12 protein-coding genes and 2 rRNA genes are annotated in these 16,587 nt (G+C 59.7%); all 14 read left to right on the top strand.

Translation table 11 applies throughout. The annotated features are described in order from the left end of the window. A 23S ribosomal RNA gene (locus IH971_04490) occupies positions 1–388 on the top strand; the annotation flags it as partial. Positions 389–464: 76 nt separating this feature from the next. Beyond that, a 5S ribosomal RNA gene (gene rrf / locus IH971_04485) occupies positions 465–582 on the top strand. A gap of 216 nt (positions 583–798) precedes the next feature. Continuing rightward, positions 799–1,977 (top strand): hypothetical protein, encoded by a 1,179-nt coding sequence (locus IH971_04480; GenBank protein MCH7497093.1) that lies wholly within the window; start codon positions 799–801, stop codon positions 1,975–1,977. Position 1,978: 1 nt separating this feature from the next. Beyond that, positions 1,979–2,860: a FecR domain-containing protein gene (locus IH971_04475; GenBank protein ID MCH7497092.1), complete on the top strand. Its 882-nt coding sequence runs from the start codon at positions 1,979–1,981 to the stop codon at positions 2,858–2,860. A 52-nt stretch (positions 2,861–2,912) separates the two neighbouring features. After that, on the top strand, positions 2,913–5,699 hold the full coding sequence (locus IH971_04470; protein MCH7497091.1) for a hypothetical protein: 2,787 nt from the start codon (positions 2,913–2,915) through the stop codon (positions 5,697–5,699). Positions 5,700–5,711: 12 nt separating this feature from the next. Next, entirely contained in the window at positions 5,712–8,273 is a 2,562-nt protein-coding gene (locus IH971_04465) for a CHASE2 domain-containing protein (GenBank protein MCH7497090.1), read from the top strand. A 67-nt stretch (positions 8,274–8,340) separates the two neighbouring features. Then, a complete protein-coding gene (locus IH971_04460; GenBank protein ID MCH7497089.1) occupies positions 8,341–9,921 on the top strand; it encodes a PglZ domain-containing protein in 1,581 nt (526 codons plus the stop codon). A 49-nt stretch (positions 9,922–9,970) separates the two neighbouring features. Further along, the gene (gene tsaE, locus IH971_04455; GenBank protein MCH7497088.1) at positions 9,971–10,393 is read left to right on the top strand and encodes a tRNA (adenosine(37)-N6)-threonylcarbamoyltransferase complex ATPase subunit type 1 TsaE; all 423 of its coding nucleotides are present in this window, start codon (positions 9,971–9,973) and stop codon (positions 10,391–10,393) included. Positions 10,394–10,422: 29 nt separating this feature from the next. After that, complete coding sequence (gene tsaB, locus IH971_04450) at positions 10,423–11,031, top strand: tRNA (adenosine(37)-N6)-threonylcarbamoyltransferase complex dimerization subunit type 1 TsaB (protein MCH7497087.1); 609 nt, start codon at positions 10,423–10,425, stop codon at positions 11,029–11,031. Further along, complete coding sequence (gene rimI, locus IH971_04445; GenBank protein MCH7497086.1) at positions 11,018–11,461, top strand: ribosomal protein S18-alanine N-acetyltransferase; 444 nt, start codon at positions 11,018–11,020, stop codon at positions 11,459–11,461. The genes tsaB and rimI overlap by 14 nt, the downstream gene beginning before the upstream one ends. A gap of 3 nt (positions 11,462–11,464) precedes the next feature. Beyond that, entirely contained in the window at positions 11,465–12,331 is an 867-nt protein-coding gene (locus IH971_04440; GenBank protein ID MCH7497085.1) for an acetyl-CoA carboxylase carboxyltransferase subunit beta, read from the top strand. After that, positions 12,303–13,100: a 5'/3'-nucleotidase SurE gene (gene surE / locus IH971_04435; GenBank protein MCH7497084.1), complete on the top strand. Its 798-nt coding sequence runs from the start codon at positions 12,303–12,305 to the stop codon at positions 13,098–13,100. Before IH971_04440 ends, surE begins: the two co-directional genes overlap by 29 nt. After that, complete coding sequence (gene guaA, locus IH971_04430; GenBank protein MCH7497083.1) at positions 13,097–14,638, top strand: glutamine-hydrolyzing GMP synthase; 1,542 nt, start codon at positions 13,097–13,099, stop codon at positions 14,636–14,638. Before surE ends, guaA begins: the two co-directional genes overlap by 4 nt. Before the next feature lie 6 nt (positions 14,639–14,644). Then, entirely contained in the window at positions 14,645–16,480 is a 1,836-nt protein-coding gene (glmS, locus tag IH971_04425; GenBank protein MCH7497082.1) for a glutamine--fructose-6-phosphate transaminase (isomerizing), read from the top strand. Positions 16,481–16,587 lie beyond the last annotated feature (107 nt).

The following is a 16,587-nucleotide window of genomic DNA, read 5'->3' as shown; positions in this document are numbered from 1 at the left end:
ATCCTGGGGCTGGAGAAGGTCCCAAGGGTTGGGCTGTTCGCCCATTAAAGCGGCACGCGAGCTGGGTTTAGAACGTCGTGAGACAGTTCGGTCCCTATCTACCATAGGCGCAGGAAATTTGAGGGGCGTTGTTCCCAGTACGAGAGGACCGGAACGAACGAACCGCTGGTGTACCAGTTGTCTCATCAGAGGCATCGCTGGGTAGCTATGTTCGGCCGGGATAAGCGCTGAAAGCATATAAGCGCGAAGCCCTCCCCAAGATGAGATTTCCCTTCCCGAGCAATCGGGACTGAAGGCTCCCCGAAGATAACGGGGTTGATAGGCCACAGGTGTAAGTTCGGTAACGAATTCAGCCGAGTGGTACTAATAAGCCGTGAGGCTTGAGCATTCTTATTTGATTTGATCCTCGGGCGCCCACGATGGGGTGTCCAAGAGCGGGAGCACAGCCTTTGTTCTCCAATCTTTCCGGTGACCATAGCGTAGGGGAAACACCCGATCCCTTTCCGAACTCGGCAGTTAAGCCCTACTGCGCCGATGGTACTGTCCGCTAACGCAGGATGGGAGAGTAGGTCGTCGCCGGATCCTTATGTGTAAGCCCCTCGAGGACTGTTCCGCGGGGGGCTTTCTGTTGGCGTCCTGCTGTTTAACTTGATTTGTGACCCCCGATACATTCAAATTCGTCCAACTCTGCTAATATGGGCACAGCGCCGTAGCGAGGCCTATGCGCTTGATCCCCTCGGGCTCTGGTTCGGGGCCAATCTGGCGGGTAAAACCTTCTACAGACAGGGGAGGATGAGTATGAAGAAAAAGATGGTGACACTGTTCTCAGTAGTTGCTTTGGGCGGCAGCGTGCTGTGGGGTCAAGTGACCGTCCAGGAGATTTTTTTCAATGATTTTGTCACCTTTTACGTGAGCAGCGTCGATGTCTCCACTGGTTCACAGAACGTGGAGCTGTTTGAGCTCGAGATCCTGGTGGATGAGCCCGTCACGGTGGAGATCGAGTTCACCCTCACGATCAATTCGTTCCCCCTAGGGTTAACGTTCGACGACGAGTTTTTGACCGTGACCGTCCCCCCGTTTACCCTGCAGGGTCCGGTCCGACTACGCAATACGGAACTGGATGTGAATACAACCCAATTGTTTTATTCCGGACCGCCTGGTGGGGCGGTAGATATCCCGAAACCTAGGATCGTTACGCCCGACCTTGATGAGTTGGAAAACATGCAGAGCCTGATCATGCAGACGGGCAGGCTGCCTGACGGGACGTATCGCTTTGCGCTGGAGGTGAGGGATCCCGGGGGGGCTATTCTGGCCGGCTGGAGCAAAGAGATCATTTCGGCGCACCCCGTGGCGCTGGAGCTGATATCCCCGGGCGGGGTGTTGGAGGACACCACCAACACGGCCATCACCACGACGTACCCCTTCTTCCAGTGGGAATCCGATCCCTGTGCCTTCTGCAGCTACCAGATCAGAGTTGCAAAATATATTGTCGGCGAGCACAGTTCCTTGGATGACGCCATCGAGGACCAGACCGTATGGCCGCTGGAGCAGGCGCTGGGCTTTTTCGATGTGGGCAATGCGACCTCGGTACCGTACCCGCTCACGGGCGCCGTCGATCTGGAGCCGGGCGGGATTTACGTTTGGCAGGTGCAGAAAGTTATCCCCACCACGTCTGGGGAGGAGACCGTGAACAGCTTTATCTGGGCGTTGAAGATCGACGACCCCACCCAGGTTTCAGCGGAGGAGTCGGCGGGCGGGCCTGGCGCGGTGACCAGCCCCATCATGACTTTCCTGCAAAGCGTGATGGGGACGGAGAGTTTTGAACAGGCCTTTAGTGCCGGTGGCGAACTGGACGGATTCAGCCCCAACCGAGTGTTGAGACGGAACGGGGAGGCGCTGAGCCTGGACCAACTCAATGCCGTTGCAATCGCGATCCAGCAGGGTGCCGTACAGGTCATTACCGTGGAGGTGCAATAACATGAAACGGCTCCACAGACTCCTGATCGTACTGGCCAGTGTATCCCTGGTCTGGGGCGCAGATCGAATTGCTTTCACCACCAAGGTCAGCGGCCAGGTCAACCTGGTGAATCTGGAGAAACAGACGCTGCCTTTGAAGCGGGGCACGGTGCTCAACGACGGTGATCGCATTGAAACCTTGTCGGATGGCACCACCATTATCATGTTCATCGATGACCGGAGCCTGCTCCGCATCCAGAATAATACGACGCTGAATATTGGCGGTAAACGAACCGGCACGGCCATCGACAAGCAGGTTGACATGCAGTTCGGCAAATTGCGGGCGGAAGTGGCCGCGCAGCGGGACGGCAACTTTACCATCTCCACCCCCATCTCGGTGGCGTCGGTGAAAGGGACGGACTTCTGGGTGACATCCGATCCGGTGTTGGGCGACATATTTCTGGGCATCGAGGGCCTGATCGAAGTGCGCAACCTGATCAGTGGCGGCGTCATCGAGGTCGGCGGCGGGCAGGTGGGTACATCGGAACCGGACGGCAGCACCGAAGTAACCACCTACGTGCTGTTGGTGGGCGAGTTGCTAAGCGTTTCCGCTGACGTCTTAACGATGGAGCCGGCCGAGATCGGCGAGGGCGATGCCCGGGTCTCATTCAACGGCCAGGTGGCGCTCAACGAGCAGACGACCTACGCGGGACCCGAGCCCGAGCCCGGCGTAACGGCGTCCGTATCCGGCACGATCAATGATGACGGCTCGATCACCGCCATTCAGGTCGTGATGGAAGAGCCCGATGAGGCAGCCGACGCTGGGGACGTTCCCGACGAGATCCGGATCCAGCTCGAGGACGCAGACGGCAACGTCAAAGAAGTCATTATTATTTATCAGTAATTACTGCTAAATTTTCTCTAACTGCATCGCCTAACTGGAGGACCATCTTAAGGTGAGTGGTCGAGTTCGTGCTGTCGGCACGGTACTGCTGTTCTTGATCTCGGGCCTGTGGGGCCGCAGCAGCGCTGAGGGAACGATATTCCATCGGGTGCCTGACGAAATCAGGGCTCAAGAGCCCTTGACTCTGGAGGCCGTGGTAGAGGCGCAGGGGGCCTCGGTGAGTTCGGTCATCGTGTACTATCGCGTGAAGGGGCAGAGCGCCTATCTTGAAGCGCCCATGTCTGCGGGGGGCGCAGACCTCTATTTCGGCACCGTCCCGGCAGGTGATATCGAGACCGCGGGTCTGGAGTACTACCTGATTGCACTGCTGGACGACAACAGCATCCTGGCCTACCCCGTTGACGATCCGGAGGTGAATCCGATTTATGTCCGGGTGCTCCCAACGGGGGAGGATCCGTTGCAGGCCGCCGATGCTCAAGCCCCCGGGTCGGTTGAGACGGGTGATTTTTTGATCCTGTCCCCAGACGCTAACGCCGCCTACCTGCCGGAAGACGTTGTCGTGGCGGTCTCGCTGTTCAATCTGCCCGAGCTGGAGCTGGCCTCCATCAAACTCATTCTTAACGGACGCGACATTACCGCCGAGTCCGAGGTAAATCCCGACCTGATAACCTACAGCCCCGCCACGCTCGCCGCGGGCCCCTATCAGCTCCAGGTGCAAGGCAACAGTTCGGCTGGCAGGGCCTACCAGTCGGTATCTCTGCCGTTCCGGGTGACGCGGGTGGCGACCCGGACCAGCGCCAGGGCGTTCCGGCATTCCGGCTCGCTTAGACCGGCCTTTCGCAGCGACAATATTGACGGGGAGATACTTCAAGTCGGCAGTATCAAGGCGGCCTACCGCGGCGGCTGGGAATGGCTGCGCGTCCGCGGCAAACTGAAACTTACCACCCAGGAAGACCCCTTCAAGTCGCCCCGGAATCGATTTACGGCCAATTTTCGGACCCCCCTGCTGACATTGGGGGTGGGCGATGTGACGCCCCGCTTTGACCGCTTTGGCCTGGCGGGTAAGCGGCTGCGGGGTTACGACGCCAATTTCACGCTGGGTCTGGTGAACCTGCGGGTGGCACAGGGGCAGCTGGAGCGGGTCATTCAGGGGCGCCCCGGCGCGGCCTACAGTGTTACGGACTACAATGTGACCACTAACGAAAACGAGTCCAGCGTCTACACCCTGGGCCTCGACCGGGGAGGGTACGCTTTCCGGCGGAACATAACGGCCTTCCGGCCCAGTTTGGGGTCAGGCAGGGTGTTCGAATGGGCCGTATCTTTCATCAAGGCCAAGGATGACGTTGGATCGGTGGACTCGAAGTTGTTGGACGGCACCATCGTTATAGCGGATTCAAGCATCTTCACCGACCTCTTTTTCTCTGAGTTTGAGCTGGATACATCACTTGCGGTGGATGCGCGTATCCTCACCTTTAAGCAGCTTCAGGCAGTGGTGGCAGCGAATCCAAACCTGAGTATTGACCTGCCTGACAGCAACTGGTCCGGCAAGAGCCCACAGGACAATCTGGTGATCGGCTCGAACCTGTCGCTGGCCCTGAACAAGCGCCGGTTCGTTATCCAGACCGGGTTCTCCCTGAGCATGCTGAACAGGAATATTTGGGACCCGGTGCTGTCGCTGAAGGAGCTGGATACATTTGCGCCGGGTGACACGCTGGAAGACGGCCTGATCGCCGGGCTCATCGACACCAGTGAGATCCCTATTAATCCGGCAGATCTGAAGGACTATTTCCATATCAACCTGAATCAGGTACCTCTGCTGCCCATTGACGTATTCCTCCTTGAGGATGATCCACTGCGGGCGCTGGCAAAAATGCCTTCGCTGGCCTATTTCGCCACGGCCAAGCTCAACTATCTGCGCAACTTTATCACCCTGGAGTTCCAGCAGGTGGGCCCGGAATACAACTCGCTGGCCAATCCCAATCTGCAGCGGAACGTGCGCATTCGAACCATATCGGACCGGGCACGCCTGTTCGGCAACAAACTGTTCCTCTCGGCCACGTACCGCAGCACGGACGATGACATCATCAAACTGAAGGATGATCCCGATACACCGGAAGACGAAGCCGAGCCCATTACCTCCACGGTGACGGTCAACCTGTCTGCAAATGTTAATCTGGGGCAGGGCTTGCCCTCGGTGAGCCTGGGACGCAGGACCTACACGAGGGAGAATGGCATCACCACGCTGGACACTCTGGATATGTCCATACGCGATAACCGGGTGAATACCATAACGACGGCCACCAGCATCGGCCTGGGTTATCAACTGCGACTGATATCCACCGTCCACAATTTGAGGCTGACGGTGAACAATACGAATATTGCAGACCAGATCGACGACCGGACGCTTGAGGATACGCTGTTCGTCGCACCCTCCGCGCAGTCTAACATCATCGGTCTATCGGTGAATTCAAGGCTATCCAACCAGTTGGAAACCAATGTGGTGGTTTCCCTCAATAGCCTTGAGACGGGCTCAGGCGATGACGAGATCATCCAGAGCATATTCAGTCTGGACCTGTCGGCGCAGCTGCAGTTGATGGGTGGCAAGCTAGGAGTTCGGGGTGGGCTCAGCCTTACCAGCAGCGCAACGAACCAGGATAAGAACCCCAGCGCACCGCCAGCGTTTACCCGTGTTGGGATCAAGGGCCAGGTTCGAGCTCTACTGATGAAAAATATCAACCTGGTCACGTCAATTGATCTCAGGCAGAAGTCGTTTGATGATCCCGACACTGCCTCGAAGCTAACGTCCATCATCTCGGCTAACCTGGAATACATCTTCTAGCCCCTCTCCAGCTTGATTCTGAAGAAACTCACCTCAATCATCGACGCCGGCAGCAGCTGGGCCGACGTTTCCGCCTGGCCCGGGAAACTCAAGCAGGCTTTTGGCGCCGGCCTGGTCTGGGCCAATGCTACCGTTCCGGTGAGGTTTCTCAAGCAGCTGCTTGGCGCCGGCCGCGTGTGGGCGGCGTTTTCCATCATCGTGACCCTGGGGCTGCATTCGCTGGGCCTGTTCGACCTGCTCAATTATAAGGTCCTGGACTTCACCTATACACGGGTCCGCGGGCCCTTGGCAGGCTGGAGTGCCCGCCAACCCATAGACCGCGACAGCCTCAAGGTCGTGCTGGTGGACGTGGACGACGAATCGTGGCGCCTGGTGCCGTTTAAGTGGCCCTACCCGCGGGACGATGTCTGGGCGAAGGCCATACGCAACCTGACGGCCGCCGGCGCCAAAGTGATCGTGTTCGATATCGAGTTCGACACCCCTGACTTTAAATCCGATTACCTGGAGAAACTGAACCAATCCGGCAGCAACATCCCGTTTCGCCACGGTGACGAAGTGCTGGGGGAAGCCATCCGGGAGGCGCAGGCGCGGGGAACTCGCGTTGTTATGGCTTCCAAGCTGGTTTACGAGCCCACTCGGCTCCCCCCTGAATACATTGCCTACCCGGTCCCCCGTATCATGGCTGCCCAACCCGAGCCGGGGCTGGTCAACGAGATCAAGGACTTTGACGGGATCACGCGCAAGTACGCCCTGGCCTACAATATGGCGCACAAGCCCGATACCCTGTACATGACCCTGGCGCTCAAGGCGTTAAAGGAGTATTGGGGTATTTCAGACACGACACTGTTGCGCCCGGACCCCGAAAATAACACCATGACTTATGGCCGCGCGACGATCAAGACTTACGGGCGCTCGGCCAGTTTCTTCATCAACTACTACGGCCCCCCTTCCGGCACTGCCATGGAGGGTGAGGAGGCGTGGAAGACCTTTGACCGCTATCCACTGGCCAACATCCTGGACGACGCCGAATTTGACCTGCGGCAGCTGGAAGATGACACCGACTGGATGGATTTCTTCAAATTGGACAGCGATATTTACGGCATTGTGGGCGAGAGCCCGTTTCTGGACAAGATCGTGCTCATTGGCGTCTCCGTCAACGTCCTCCTGGATGTCAAATCGACGCCCTACTACAACTATGCCGGCATCCTACAGCTGATGCCGGGGGTCGAGGTGCATGCCAATGCGGTTCAGACTATCCTGGACCAGAACTTTATCAGAGTGGCCGGCGGGACACTGGAGCTGACCAGGGATTCGCTGCTGGTGAACCTGATGATCATCATCCTCCTGTCAACAGCCACCTTTCTCCTGGTCCAACGTCTTTCACCCCTCACGGGTGGCTTCCTGGCGTTCGTGGAGTTGCTGGTGTTTGTAAATGTTGCTCTGGGGTATTTTACCAGTGACCTGCTCTGGATGCCCAAGATGGTAGCCGGCATGCTGCTCCCGAAGGCGTGGGTATTGGCGAATCCAGTTCTATTTACCATCGGTACCCCAGCCATTGGCGCTTCCATGTTCGTGCCCATTATACCTGGCGCCGTTTCGATTTTCGTGACCTACGGCAGCATCGTGCTGTACCGCTTCCTGGTGGAGCGCAAGGACAAGCAGTTCCTCAAGAACACCTTCGGCACCTATATCTCTCCCGAGCTGATCGATGAGATGTATGCAAGCAAGCAGATGCCGTCACTGGGGGGCGAGTCGGGCATACTCACGGCCTACTTTACCGATATCGCCAGTTTCTCGGCGTTCTCAGAAGTGCTCACCGCGACGCGACTGGTGGAGCTGCTCAACGAGTACCTTACGGCCATGACCGATGTTTTGCTGGAGCAGCAGGGTACGCTGGACAAGTATGAAGGGGACGCCATTGTGGCGTTCTTTGGGGCGCCGATTTATTTTGAGGACCACGCCCACCGGGCCTGCGTGGTGGCCCTGCAAATGCAGGAAGCGTTGGCCATGCTACGGGAGAAGTGGCAGGGGGAGGAAGGCAAGTGGCCCGAGCTGGTGTCCAAGATGCGCATGCGAATCGGGCTGAATACCGGTGAGCTGGTGACGGGCAATATGGGCAGCAGGACGCGCATGAACTATACCATGATGGGCGACGTGGTCAACACCGCGGCTCGTCTGGAGGCCTCGGCCAAACAGTACGGCATCTACATTCAGACCACCATGCCTACGCTGGACCTGGCGGGTAAAGACAAATTTGAGTGGCGCTTTATTGACAAAGTAAAGGTGGTGGGCAAGCAGGAGTCGGTGGACGCGGTGGAGATCATGGCGCTCAAGGGGCAGTTGGCCGATGACATGCTAGAGCTGAATAACATTTTCAACGCCGGCATGGAACTTTACCGACAGCAGGATTGGGATGGTGGCAGCAAGAAGTTCACGGCCTCGGAGAAGCTTGAGGAGGTGTTTCACAACCGACCCACCACACCCAGCAGGGTCTATGTCGAGCGCTGCGCACATTTTAAGGCCAACCCGCCTGGTTCCGACTGGGACGGCTCCTGGACCCTGACCGCCAAGTAGCGCTTTCCCCTTCCGAACCCCAACAGATAACATTACCTTATTGCCGATTGTAAATTGTGATATGCTGATGGCTACAGAGAAAACCGAGCGGGGGCGGATCTTGTGGGCCGACGATGAGATCGACCTGCTGAAGCCCCATATCCTGTTCCTGGAGGAGCAGGGCTACGAGGTCACACCGGTGCACTCCGGCGAGGATGCCTTGCATGAGGTCGGCGCCGGCGACTTCAACCTCGTGCTACTCGATGAGATGATGGACGGCATGGATGGTATGCACACCCTGCAGGAGATCAAGACCACCCACCCGGCCCTACCCATCATCATGATCACCAAGAACGAGGAAGAATGGCTCATGGATGAAGCCATAGCCGCCAATATTTCGGGCTACCTCACCAAGCCGGTGAACCCCAGCCAGATATTCATGCTGTGTAAGTCGATGCTGGAGCAGACCCGCATCCGCAGCGACAAGACCACCAGCCGCTACCTGGCCGTATTCCAGGAGCTGAGCCAGCGGGTGGAAACGGCCGCTTCACTGGAGGACTGGATTGACCTCTTTAATGAGCTCACCGACTGGGACATCGAGTTTGACCAGCACCGCGACCTGGGACTGGACGATCTGCTGGCCGAGCAGCATCTCACCGCCAACCTGCGGTTCGGGCAGGCGGTGGTGGCGAACTACCGCGACTGGCTGAACGGGGATGGCTTGACCGGACAGACCTTTTCCCATCAGGTGCTGGACCGGTCCGTGAGGCCACACCTGCAGGCCGGCACCAGGGTCGTCCTGCTGGTGGTGGACTGCCTGCGGCTGGATCAGTGGAAGGCCATGCGCCCACTTCTGGAGCCGCGTTTTTCTGTGGAGGAGACGGTGCAGCTGTCGCTGCTGCCCACGGCTACCCCGTACTCCCGCAACGCCATTTTCAGTGGCCTGCTGCCCGATGAGCTGGCACGGCGTTACCCCAAGCAATGGGGTGAGATGACCCATGATGAGACGAGCATGAACAGGTTTGAGGCCGAGTTCCTGCAGGAATATCTCAAGCGCGTGAAACTGGACGAGGTGCAGTTCAAGTACTTCAAAGTCGTCACGGCTGAGGAAGGGCAGCGGGTACTGGCGCGGCTGCCGGAATACCGCAGCAAGCAGCTGCTGGCCCTGGTGGTTAATTTTGTCGACCTGCTGGCCCACCACCGGGCCGAAAGTGATGTGATCAAGGAGATTCTCCCCGATGAGTCCGGCTACCGGGCCACCATCTGTTCCTGGCTTGAAAAATCGTGGCTGCGGGAGCTGCTGGACACGGTTGCCGACTGGGAAGATACCGTCGTGGTGCTCACCAGCGACCACGGCAGCATTCAGGTGGACAAGCCGGTGCGCATCCTGGCCGACCGGCAGACCTCATCGGGCGTGCGTTACAAGCATGGCCGGAATCTGAACGCCTCCGAGAAGGGCGGGCTCACCATCAAGCACCCAGCAGAGTATCACTTGCCTGCAGACGAAGTCACCACCAATTATGTGATCGCCCGTGACCGCAACTTCTTTGTCTACCCCACTGACTACCATCGCTTCGTCCGGCGGTTTGAGGGCAGTTTCCAACACGGTGGCATCTCGCTCGAGGAAATGGTGGTGCCCTTGGTCACCTTGCGTCCACGGAATATTTAGAAGCACCGTGGCGCCAGGGTCAAAGCGCAAGGCTCGCTCCGGCCAGTCAGTGGCATGGTCTGGCATCAACAGTAGCAGTGTCCAGGAAACCCGCCGGGCGGGGGCCGAGTTTGCCACCTACCTGCGTCCGGGAGATGTGGTAGCGCTGCACGGCGAGCTGGGCAGCGGCAAATCCACCTTTGTCGGTGGCATGGCGGAAGGCTTAGGGCTGCCCGACCCAGTATCCTCGCCAACGTTTGCGTTGATTCATGAGTATGGGCGGCCGCCGTTGCTGTATCACATGGATTGTTACCGCGAAACAACACTTGAAAGATGGCGCCAACTGGGACTGAGCGACTACTTTGGTGGGCGGGCTGTTTCCGTGATTGAATGGGCCGAAAACATTGCCCCGCTGCTGCCGAAGGAGACCATTCATCTGGATTTTTCTCATGGAGATGACGATAGCAGCCGAGTGGTGGAGGTGCGCAGCTGAGACTGCTAGCCATTGAAACGGCGTACGATGTGTGTGGTGCCGCCATCATTGGGGATAACGGGCCGGAAGCCATGGTCGAGCGGCTGGCTCCCCGGCAGCACAACGAAGTCCTGGCCCCGGCCGTTATGCGCGTACTGGAGCAGGCGGGGCGCTCCTTTAGCGACCTGGACGCCATTGCCTTGTCCATGGGTCCGGGCGCGTATACCGGGCTGCGGGTGGGGATGAGTTACGTCAAGGGGCTGGCCTTCGCCACCGGGCTGCCGGTTATCCCGGTGCCGACCCTGCCGAGCCTGTTGGCGGGGGAATTGGTGGGCGAATTCAACTGGGTGGCGACCTGGTCCCATGGTAACCAGGTCTACACTTATCCGGCCAGCGAGCCGCCGCAGCCGGATGCGGTGCGGGCGTCAACGTGGGATGAGTTTGCCCAGCTGGCCAGAGGCGCGTCCGTTGGCGGTTATCTGCTGGAGCGCTTTCTGCCGGCTGAGGACATCCGCGTGATCAACATACCTCCGTCGGCGGGAAAGGTGGGGTCTTTTGCCCTGGCGCAGCGGCTTGAGCCCAGCGCTGATCTGGCAGCATTGGTCCCCGACTACCACCACGATTTCGAGAAAAGGTTACGACGCCATGCTCATTCGTGATGCCCACAATGAGGATATCGACCAGTTGATGGCCATTGAGGAGATGTGCTATGATCATCCCTGGCCCCGGGAAGCCTTTTCGCAGGAGATCGATCAGGATGAAGTGGGGGTGGGGCTGGTGGCCGAGGAGGATGGCATGATCGTGGGCTACCTGACGGGCCTGGCGGTGGTGGACGAGTTTCAGCTGCACAACATTGCGGTCCACCCGGACTATCGCGGCCAGGGGATCGGCCGGAGTCTTATCGAGGCGCTGGAAGCCATGTGCGAGCGCAAGGAGTTCAAGCGGGTAATCCTGGAGGTCAGGAAGGACAACGAGAGTGCCCGGCGGCTTTACCTGAGCAGGGGCTTCGAGGCGGTTGGGATTCGCAAGGACTATTACGGGCCAGGCCAGGACGCGCACCTGTACACCAAGCAGATCGGGTCGGATTAGCGGGTGGCCTGGTTTCGCCGTAGCGCCAAGAAAATCCTCTCAACCCAGAAGAAGGAACTGAGCGGGGACCTGTGGACCAAATGCCCCAGCTGCGGGGAGTACATCTACCGGGATGAGCTGGAGCGCTCGCGTTTCGTCTGCCCCACCTGCTCCCACCACTTCAGCATCAGTTGCCGCCAATACCTTGAGCAGCTCCTTGACGGCGGGAACGATTACACCGAGCTGAATGCGAGCCTCACTTCGGTGGACCCCCTGAAGTTTGAGGCGCGGAAGAAATATGCCGACCAATTGGTGGCGGCCAGGAAAAAGACGGGCCTCCAGGAGGCCATATTGACGGTCGTGGGCAGCGTCAATGGCTACAACGTCGTGTTCGGGGTGATGGACTTCAGTTTCATTGGGGGCAGCATGGGCTCGGCGGTGGGGGAGAAGGTAGCCCGTGCCATCGACTACGCCCGAGAGCACAAGCATCCGCTGGTGATCGTATCGGCGTCCGGCGGTGCTCGGATGCAAGAAGCGGCGCTGAGCCTGATGCAGATGGCCAAGACCAGTGCCAAGCTCAGCCTCTTCTCGCAGTCAGGTGGCCTGTTCATCTCGGTGCTTACCGACCCGACGACTGGCGGGGTCACGGCCAGCTATGCCATGCTGGGCGATATTATTCTGGCTGAGCCGGGCGCCCTGATCGGTTTTGCGGGGGCGCGGGTCATCAAGCAGACCATCGGGCAGGAGCTGCCGGAGGGGTTTCAGCGGGCGGAATTCCTGCTGGAGAAGGGGTTCGTTGACCAGATCGTTCATCGCCGTGACCTCAAGGATACCCTCACCCGGATTATCGGATTTTTTGGCTATGAGCAAGCCGCTGATTCTCATCAGTAACGACGACGGCATCCAGGCAGCGGGCCTCAGGGCGCTGTGCGAAGCCATGCTCCCCCTTGGGGAGGTGGTGGTGATGGCGCCGGAAGTGGAGCGGAGCGCGGCGGGGCATGCCATCACCCTTTCAGACCCCCTGCGCGTAAATGAGGTGGACCTGGGCTTGCCGGGGGTCACTGCCCATGCCTGCTCGGGAACCCCTGCAGACTGCGTGAAACTGGCGACTCTAGCCGTGCTGGACCGGCCACCGAGTCTGGTGGTCTCCGGCATCAACCATGGGAGCAACACGGGGATCAACGTGATCTACTCCGGTACGGTTTCTGCGGCCACTGAAGGCACCATCCTGGGCATACCCAGCGCCGCCTTTTCCGTGGACTGCTGGGATTGCCACGATTTTGGCCCCTCAATGGCCGTGGCTCAGCAGGTCGTCACCAACATACTGGAGCATGGTCTCCCAGCGGGCACGCTGCTCAACGTCAACATTCCCGACCAGCCACTGGACCAGTTTCCAGCTGGCGTTCTGGAGGGGCGGGGTTATGTGCTCACCGTGCATGGGAAATCGGACTGGCAGGACCGCTTCGACCGCAGGGTTGATCCCCACAATCGGGTTTACTATTGGCTGGCCGGGCGCAAGCGCGAGCGCAAGGAAGCTGCCAACACCGATGAGGCGACGCTGAAAGCCGGCAAGGTGAGTATCACCCCCCTGCACTACGATTTGACCCACCAGCAGTCCCTGCAAGGACTGAGCGGCTGGCCGCTGTTTCAAACGCCATGAAACACCGCCAAACCGTCGCCATCCTGGACTTCGGATCGCAATACACCCAGCTCATAGCCCGCCGGGTGCGCGAGCACCACGTTTACTCGGAACTCCTGCCCTTTGATACGCCGGCCGATGCGCTGGCTGCAGACCACTTTGCCGCGGTGATTCTGTCAGGGGGGCCGGCCAGCGTTTTCGGCGCGGACGCGCCCCAGCTCGACCCGGCCATTCTGGCGCTCGGTAAGCCCATCCTGGGCATTTGCTACGGTCTGCAGCTGCTCCTCCACGCCACCGGCGGCAAGGTGAGTTCCAACGGTCAGGGCGAGTATGGGCCGGCAGTGCTGGAAATCGCCGATTCGGGCGACCTGTTCAAGGGACTTCCAAAGCGTTCAGCGGTATGGATGAGCCACGGCGACAGGGTGGAGGAGCTCCCGGCAGACTGGGAGGTGCTGGGGCGTTCGGACGGCGGCGTGATCGCGGCGGTGCGGCACCGCTCGAGGCCCTATTTCGGCACCCAGTTTCATCCTGAGGTGCAGCATACGCCTGAAGGCAGCACCATGCTGGCCAATTTCCTCTTTGGCATCGCGGGCTGCCGAGCCGATTGGACTGCCACCCAGCAGCTGGACTCCCTGTCCGAGGAAATCCGATCCAGGGTGGGCTCGGAAAAGGTGCTGTGTGGCATGTCGGGAGGTGTCGACAGTTCCGTCGTGGGTACGCTGCTGACCCGTATTCTGGGCACGCAGGCGGTGTGCGTACTGATCGACCACGGCCTTTTGCGGAAGAACGAATCGGAGGAGGTGGTCTCGTCGCTGGAGACCGGGCTGGGACTCCATATCCACCGCTCAGACCACAGCGCGCGATTCCTGGAGGCATTGAAGGGGGTGACCGAGCCCGAAGAGAAACGCAAGCTCATTGGCCGTGAGTTCATCCGGGCATTCGAGGAGGTGGCCCGACGAGAGGGACCGATTCGCTTCCTGGCCCAGGGGACGCTGTATCCCGATGTCATCGAGTCGGGCGCTGGCGGGAGCGAGGCCCGGACCATCAAGTCCCATCATAACGTGGGCGGTCTGCCAGCAGACCTCGGTTTCGAACTGTTGGAACCGCTGCGTGAGCTCTTCAAGGATGAGGTCAGGCAGCTGGGCCGGGAACTGGGCATTCCCGAAGAGCTGCTCATGCGACACCCCTTTCCCGGGCCGGGATTGGCGGTGCGTATCATCGGGGAAGTGACGGCCGAGCGCCTGGCGATTCTGCGGGCGGCTGATTCGATCTATCTTGACATCCTCAAGGAGACGGGCGAGTACGAGCGCATCTGGCAGGCTTTTGCCGTGCTGGTGCCGGTGAAGACCGTCGGCGTGATGGGCGACCAGCGTACGTACGATTACCTGCTTGCGCTGCGGGCGGTGACCAGTGCCGACGGCATGACCGCCGACTGGTACCCCATGCCGGCAGACGTCCTGGCCCGCTGCTCCAGCCGTATTATCAACCAGGTGCAGGGCATCAACCGGGTGGTCTACGACATCAGTAGCAAGCCTCCCAGCACCATTGAGTGGGAGTGAGAGCAGATGTGTGGTATCGTAGGCTATAACGGTTACCGCCCGGCCAGCGAAGTGCTGATGGACGGCCTGCACCGACTGGAATACCGGGGCTACGACTCGGCGGGTGTCACGGTCTACCAGGACGGTGGGCTGCAGACATTCAAGCGGCGGGGGAAAGTGGCCGACCTGCAGGCTGCCATGCCGGATAATCTCACCGGAACCATGGGCATGGGACATACCCGCTGGGCCACCCACGGCGAGCCCAGCGACCGCAATGCCCATCCGCATTTCGACAGCACCGGAAAAATTGGGCTGGTGCATAACGGCATCATCGAGAATCACGGCGCCCTCAGGAAGTTTCTGGAGGGTGAGGGTGCGGTGTTCACCAGCGACACCGATTCTGAGGTGCTGGCGGCCTACATCGGCCATGTCTATGGGCAGTCCGGTCTCTCCTTCAGCGAGGCGGTGCGGCTGGCGCTCACCAACGTGGTAGGTGCGTATGGGATCGTCGTCATGAGCCGCGATGATCCCGACATTCTGGTAGCTGCGCGGCTGGGCAGCCCCCTGGTACTGGGCATCGGCGAGGGCGAGATGCTCATCGCGTCGGATGCCACCCCCATTGTGCCCTACACGCGGAACGTGGTCTACTTGGCTGATGACGAGTTGGCCGTGGTGACCGCCAGCGACTATCAAGTGGTGAGCATCCACACCAATGAGCCGGTGCAAAAGTCCGAGCAACAGGTCGACCTGACGCTGGAGCAGCTTGAAAAAGGGGGCCAGCCCCACTTCATGTTGAAGGAAATCCTGGAGCAGCACAGCACCATCCCCGATGCTCTGCGGGGCCGGGTGGACTATTCCGGTGGACAGATCAAGCTGGGCGGCCTGCAGGATTGGGAGGGTCGGTTGCTGGATACAGACCTGATCCACCTGACGGCGTGCGGCACCAGCTGGCACGCCGCCCTCATCGGCGGCTATCTACTGGAGGAGCTCGTGGGCATCCCTACGAAAGTTGAGTATGCCAGTGAGTTCCGCTACCGCCCGTCAGTACTCACCCCGGCATCTACCGTGATAGCCCTCAGCCAGTCGGGGGAGACGGCCGACACCCTGGCTGCCATCAGCAGGGCGAAGGAGGCCGGCGCTCTGACACTGGGGATCGTCAATGCGGTAGGCAGCAGTATCGCCCGGGAGACCGACTGCGGCGTGTTTATCCATGCCGGGCCGGAGATCGGCGTGGCCTCCACCAAGGCCTTCACTTCGCAGTTGACCGTACTCATGCTCATTGCCCTGCTGCTGGCACAGAAGGCGGGCAAAGCGCCCCGGCGCGTCGCGGCCATCATCGAGGCGCTGGCCGGAATTCAGGAGCTGGTGAAACAGGTCCTGGCTACTTCGGATGACATATTGAGTCTGGCGCGGGAATACCAGACCAGCGATAATTTTCTCTATTTGGGGCGTGGCCTTCAGTTTCCCATTGCCCTGGAGGGGGCCCTAAAACTCAAGGAGATCTCTTACATCCACGCCGAAGGCTACCCGGCCGCGGAGATGAAGCACGGCCCCATCGCCCTGATCGACGAAAATATGCCGGTGGTGGTCATGGCGCTCCAGGACAGCACCTACCGGAAAGTCCTGTCCAATATCCAGGAGATCAAGGCGCGGCGCGGCAGGGTCATTGCCGTGGTGAACGAATTGGATGACGAACTGGAACGGCTCGCCGACCACGTTATTCAGCTGCCGCGCACCCATGAACTGCTATCACCCCTGCTCACGGTGCTCCCCCTGCAGCTGCTGGCATACCACATCGCCGTTCTGCGCGGCTGCGATGTTGATCAGCCCAGAAATCTGGCCAAAAGCGTCACTGTGGAATAGCAATCGCTGAGCAAACCATACGGCCTGCATCCCAGGCAACCGCGGATACCTGGATCAGGCTGACGCCTCATTTTGGTTCGGCATCCGTGGAGGCGCTACTCAGCCTG

The sequence above is a fragment of the Candidatus Neomarinimicrobiota bacterium genome (assembly GCA_022560655.1).
GTDB lineage: Bacteria > Fidelibacterota > Marinisomatia > SCGC-AAA003-L08 > TS1B11 > JADFSS01.
The sequence above is the reverse complement of the archived record's forward strand: the minus strand, read 5'-3'. Positions and strand labels throughout refer to the sequence as shown.

What these genes read in the sequence shown, in the direction of transcription:
- IH971_04475 (MCH7497092.1), top strand. Translation starts at nt 1,979, where the DNA reads ATGAAACGGCTCCACAGACTCCTGATCGTACTGGCCAGTGTATCCCTG.
- IH971_04460 (MCH7497089.1), top strand. Translation starts at nt 8,341, where the DNA reads ATGGCTACAGAGAAAACCGAGCGGGGGCGGATCTTGTGGGCCGACGAT.
- surE (MCH7497084.1), top strand. Translation starts at nt 12,303, where the DNA reads ATGAGCAAGCCGCTGATTCTCATCAGTAACGACGACGGCATCCAGGCA.
- glmS (MCH7497082.1), top strand. Translation starts at nt 14,645, where the DNA reads ATGTGTGGTATCGTAGGCTATAACGGTTACCGCCCGGCCAGCGAAGTG.
- guaA (MCH7497083.1), top strand. Translation starts at nt 13,097, where the DNA reads ATGAAACACCGCCAAACCGTCGCCATCCTGGACTTCGGATCGCAATAC.
- rimI (MCH7497086.1), top strand. Translation starts at nt 11,018, where the DNA reads ATGCTCATTCGTGATGCCCACAATGAGGATATCGACCAGTTGATGGCC.
- IH971_04480 (MCH7497093.1), top strand. Translation starts at nt 799, where the DNA reads ATGAAGAAAAAGATGGTGACACTGTTCTCAGTAGTTGCTTTGGGCGGC.